This window comes from Caballeronia sp. LZ043 (genome assembly GCF_031451075.1).
Lineage (GTDB): Bacteria > Pseudomonadota > Gammaproteobacteria > Burkholderiales > Burkholderiaceae > Caballeronia.
This window is the reverse complement of the sequence record NZ_JARUXT010000018.1, coordinates 1-5,436: the sequence shown is the minus strand read 5'-3', so window position 1 is coordinate 5,436 and position 5,436 is coordinate 1. Positions and strand designations below refer to the sequence as shown.

At 63.2% G+C, this 5,436-nt stretch carries 1 protein-coding gene and 1 pseudogene; one reads left to right on the top strand and one right to left on the bottom strand.

The annotated features are described in order from the left end of the window. Positions 1-365: hypothetical protein (locus QCE64_RS36030; protein WP_310009111.1), on the top strand; the 365-nt coding region annotated here is incomplete at its 5' end. Positions 366-450: 85 nt separating this feature from the next. Here QCE64_RS36030 and QCE64_RS36025 read toward each other — a convergent pair. Continuing rightward, positions 451-5,436 (bottom strand): annotated as a pseudogene (locus QCE64_RS36025) (hemagglutinin repeat-containing protein); the annotation flags it as partial.

The following is a 5,436-nucleotide window of genomic DNA, read 5'->3' as shown; positions in this document are numbered from 1 at the left end:
GTGTACACCTGGTGCGGTACCTTGAACATCTATGCTTTCCTTTCTTTGGGTCGAGTTTATACGCGACCTGCTGGAAGGCGAAATTTCAGGGGAAGCTCACTCACCGCCTTCCTGCAACAGGCCGGATTCAAACCGCGAAGTCGCGTGTGTGTTCAGGTCGAAGACGGCAAGCTCATCATCACACCGGCTTGAACGATCGCTACAGACAACGAACCCAGCGCAAGGCTGGGTTCGTTGTTTCAATGCGCCAGAACGAGTTTATAAATCCAGATGCCAGCAATCAGAGTAAATCCAATAACGATGGCAACCCAGTAGATTGTCTTTTGACCTTTACTCAGCTTCTTGTATTGGCCCGGTTTGAATGATGGTCCAGCCATATTGGCCTCTCTACTTTTTCATGTCAAACCCATAACTAATGGGATTCACTGCGGTACCAGGCGGGAAGCTAAAACCATACTCAATGGAGGTTTGTCCCCCATATGCATGACTGATCCCGCCACCTACACCAATGGCAGGGAGGGCCGGAACAGGTACGAACGTTGATGCATTAGCACCACCACCGGCCAAGTACGAGCTAGTACCTGCTGCACCTCCTCCACCAAGAATACTTCCGAACGTCACGGAAAGCCCGGGCTTCAACGAATACGTGGGGATGGGCTTACCAAGCGCCCAACTTCCAAATGTATCGCCGTTGTGCAGATTAATTACTACGCCGCCTGAAGCAATATAGATGTTGCCTTGGATCGAAACATAATCCGGAGACATTGCCCCAAGTGCAAGTTGCGCGTTGTCCCCCTGCGCCTGAATCTCAGCACTCAGCATTGCGTCACTACATTGCACAGTGGCCGGGCACACCTGCGCCACCAGATCCTTCGACCTCTTGTCGCCGCCCGCACCGTCATGAGCAGATCGATTGTATAAATCAACGCTCGACGCAGCCGACGCGCCCGAACTACCGCCCACCGCTGCGCCCGCTCCCGTGGCAAGCACATTCGCGATGATGTTGCCCAAGGCTCGATCTGCATCCGCATTGCCAGTCGGACTGGACGCCGCGATGTCATGACTCAACTCATCGAGCTTGCCCGCAGCCGCCGCCGAGATTCCCGCACCGGCGGCTCCTTGCGCAGCACTGCCTACGCTTCCACCGCCAAGACCCGCGACCGCCGCACCACCAGCAATATGCATCGCAATTCTGTACTCACCACCCTCGGCCCACGCCGCTGCACCCGCCTGATCGTGATTGGCCTCCGCCAGATTGTGCTCCATATCCGCATACGCGCCGATGCCTTGAGCCACCACTTGCCCCGCCGCCTGTGCGGCCTGCATCGTATCAGCCTGTTGGTTCAGTATCTCGTTCACGTCGGGCGTGGTTGCGACTGTCCCGTTCGTGTTCGTCATGTCGCGACTCAGGCTCGCGATGTCCTGCGCCTGATGATCGCCGTCAGTCAGCGTAATCGTGCCCGGGCTCACCGCGCTACGTGTCGTCGCGCTCTGGTCGCCGTTCTTATGCTGGCCGATCATCGGCACCAGCCCGCCCGATCCGGCACTGAAGCAGGACCGACAGCCTTGTCGGAGCTCGGACCTGGCGACAGACCCACCGATCCGCCGACACTGTTCGCCGAATAGTGCGAGTGGTTGCCGACGTCCGCGAACGTCAGCGTACCGGTGGACAGACTGTTCTTCGCTGCGTCATCCGCGCCGACAATGACCGCGCCCGTGAGCGCCGTATTGCCTTTGACCGACACATCAAAGCCGCCGTCGCCCGCATATAGCCCCGCCTGTTCCTTGACCTGCGCATAATTCCCATCCGCATGGCCGTTCTGTGCGCTGAAGCTCGCGCCGCCGCCGCTCTGACTGATCGTGAAGCCGCCGCCGGCGCTGCTCTGATGCGCCGCGCTGACGGTCATATCCTGCACGCTCGCGATGTTCAGATTGCCGCCGACGTCCGCCGCGATCTGTCTTCCGGCGATCTGCGAGCCGATGACGTTCGTATCACCGCCTGAGACGATCGCGACGTTATTCGCGCCTGTAATTTGCGACGCGTTCTGAATCGCTGCGTCGCTGTTGGCGTCGCCGTGCGCGTTCGCCATCGCCGCCGATATGCCGAATCCGTTCGTGCCGACCGACACGCCGACGCTCGCGCTCTTGCTGCTGTTGGAGCTGCGCGTCGACGCCGTGTCGGTCGTGTTGGTGACGTTCACCTGATTCTTCGCGGCGAGCAACACGTCGCTTGCGCTGATGTTCGAGCCGGCGATGCTCAGGTTTCCCTCGGTTGCCACGAACGCCGCCGAGCCTCCTGCGTTCATAGACGAACCGCGATTTATCGTCTGCGTCTCGCTCGAATCGCTGCGGCTGCTGCTCGACCCGACGCTCAACTGAACGGCGATGCTCGGGTTCTGCATCAGCGCGCCGCCGGTCGCGCCGGCGACGGCCATCGCCGCATTCCCCGCGGCCGCGATCGCGTGCAGCGTCGCCGCGCGGTCGTTGCCCGTGCTCGCCGAACGACTCGCGGCGCGGCTCTGCGTATAGGCGTTATTGATCGCATCGCCCACGGAACCCGACAGCCCGAGCGCAAGGCCGCTCGTATGTGAGGTTTCCGTCCGCGAACGCTGCGCCGTATCCTTGGCCGCGTCGATGGTGACGTTCGCGCCCAGGCCGACGAGGTCTTTCGCCGCAAGCAGATCACTGCCGGTCACATGCAGGGTAGTGCCGGCCTGAATCGAGAGATCGCCCGCCAGCGAGCCGACCGTGCTCGCGTTGTTCGTCACACTCGAAGCCTGATCGGTCGTCGCGTGATTATTGCTGCCATAGGTCACGGTCAGGCCGCTGGTGCCGAGCCCGGAGCGCTTTTCCTGATAGCTGCTGGACGACGTCATGGTGTCCTGCGACGTGCCGATACTGACGTCATGCGCTGCGCTCAATGCCACATCGTTCGTGCCGACGATCGTACTGCCTTGGACGTTGATGTCGCGGCCGCTGGCGATCGTCACCGCATCCGCGGAAACCATGCTGCCTTGTGCAAGCGTCGCCGTGCTGGCGCGCGAACTCGTGACCTCCTTTCCGCTGACCGCATTGCTGTGGCTGTGCTGCTCCTGCGTGTTCTCGACGTGCGTCTCGGTCGCGGCGGCAATATTGACGTTGCCGGTCGCCGCAAGCGCGGCCGTGCCGTGGTCGAGGTTGATCGTGCTGCCGGTGACGTTGATATCCTTGCCCGACGCCACGACGAGCGAGTTACCCGCGTTGAGCACGGTGTTCGTGAGCGTATCGTCCGAGCGGTGCAGCGACTCCGAGTAAGTGCCGTGACCGTCGGCGCCTGCGCTGTTGCTGTCGACGGTCGAGGTCGCGCGCGCGGCCTGCAGGGTGACATTGCCATTTGCCGCGAGCACGCCGCCGCCGTTCAGATCCAGCGACGCGCCGGTCGCGGTGAGGTCGCCGGCAACGCCGATCTGCGTCGCGCCGCCTACCTTGAGCGCGCTGCCGGTCGTCTGGTTGAGATTGGTATGCGACACGCCATTGGCGCGCTCGACGACCTTGTTCTCGCCGGTCTGCACCGAGCCGAGCTCATAGTTTCCGCCGACAAGCATGGCGAGGTTGCCGCCGACGTCCAGCGTGCCGGCGTTCTGCTGAAGGTCGCCGCCGGTCACGATCGCCGCGTCGCCTGCGACGTTCACGGTCGCGAGCGGCCCGAGCGTGCTCACGGTGCGCGTCGCGCCCGTCGCGCTGACCTGGTGGATTGTATTGACAGCGGTATTGAGGAGAAGATTGCCGCCGACGTTCAGTGCCAGGCTCCCCGCGTTGAGGGTGGCGGATGTCAGATCGACGTTGCCCTGCGTGGTAAGGGACATCAGATCGCCGCTGCGCAGCGCGCCGAAAGCGTTGTCGATCTGCTTGCCCTGAATCGAAAGCGTGTTGCCCGCCTGTATCGTGCCGCTGTTGCTGAAGGTCTGTGCGTCCTTCAGGTCGACATCGGTCGCGGCGATCAGCGGCCCGTTCATGTTCTGCTGGCTTGCCTTCGCGAGGTACACGACGGGCGCGAGCACGGACTGACCGTCGACGATGACCGTCTGCATGATGACGACGTTGCTCGTGAGCGCCGCGACCTGTTCCGGCGACAGACTCATGCCGAGCGGCAGATCGAGCGACTTCGCGAGCGACGCGCCCGCGGCCAGCAGCGCCTCATACATGGCTTGCGTGTCAGTGTAGGGACCGAGCACGGCGCGGCCGGTCAACGCAGTGACCTGATTGCGCACGAGCTGCTGCTCGTACAACCCATCGCCCAGGCGTTTCTGTACTTTCTGCGGATCGAGGTCGAGTTGCCGCAAGAAGTAGTCGCTCGAGATGAAGCTCCGCTGGTTCGTGAAAGCCGGATTGGTCGCGATGAGATAGGTCGCGTCCGGCGCACTCGTGCGGCTGAACAGGCCGCCCTGCGGAACCGAGAGGTTCTGCAACACGCTCTGCGCCGTCGCGCCCGCGATCACGGGATCGACCCAGCTCGCGCCGCCGATCGCCGGTGATCCGGGCCGCGTGCCAAGGTCGCCAATCACGACGCCTGAACCCGCCTGAGCCGGAGCGAGTCCGATGGACGGCAAGCCCGCGTTGGCCGCCGTGTTGTCGATGCTCACACCCGAGCCGGAGAGTGTGCGGCCCGCGACGAAGCTCGATTCGTAGGCGGGCAGCGCGAAGTATCGGATATCGGCCGGTGCGATCTGAGCATAACCACTCGGACGACCGCCGACAAACGGCGCATCGCCGAACGGCAGCGTCCAGTTGTGTTCCGAGTCGTCGTAGTTGTTGTAGTGGTAATAGCCCGAGTACGTCACCTGCACGACGGGCGCGCTTTGTCCGCGCCAGCTGTTCTGATCGAGCGTTGCCGGCGCCGCGATGTCGCCGGCCGCCGCGACCGCGCTCCAGAAGTTCTGCAACAGGCCCACATGCGACGCGTCGAGACTGCCGCCGGCGATAATCTGCGCCTGCGGGCTGATCGATGCGATCAGGTTGGCGAGCGCGACGCCCGTGTAGGTCGTGTACTGATAGCCGCTGTTCCACTGGCCGCCGTGCGGCGGTTCAATGTACGCGCCGCCGATGGCGTTCGGATCGGGCGGCGCGCCCCACGGCACGTTTTGCCCCGAGCAGGCGGCGGCGTACCAGGCGGTGCAGCCTGACATGCTGATGCCGAGCTGCTCCATCACGGCGGGGTCGAGCGGTTGATTGAGGCCGGTCGTGGTCATCGAGGTGCGCGTGTTCGTCACCTGAGCGGCGTGGAGCGCCATGTCGCCCGCCGACTCGATCAGCGCCGACTGATTGCGGATCAGGTTCGCGTTCGTATAGTTGCCGTCCGCGTCCTTGCCGCCCGCAAGCACGACCTTGCCCAAGCCATAGATCGCGGTGCTCGCCTGCGTATCGGTCGCGGTGGTGTCGTCGCGATTGTCGATATCG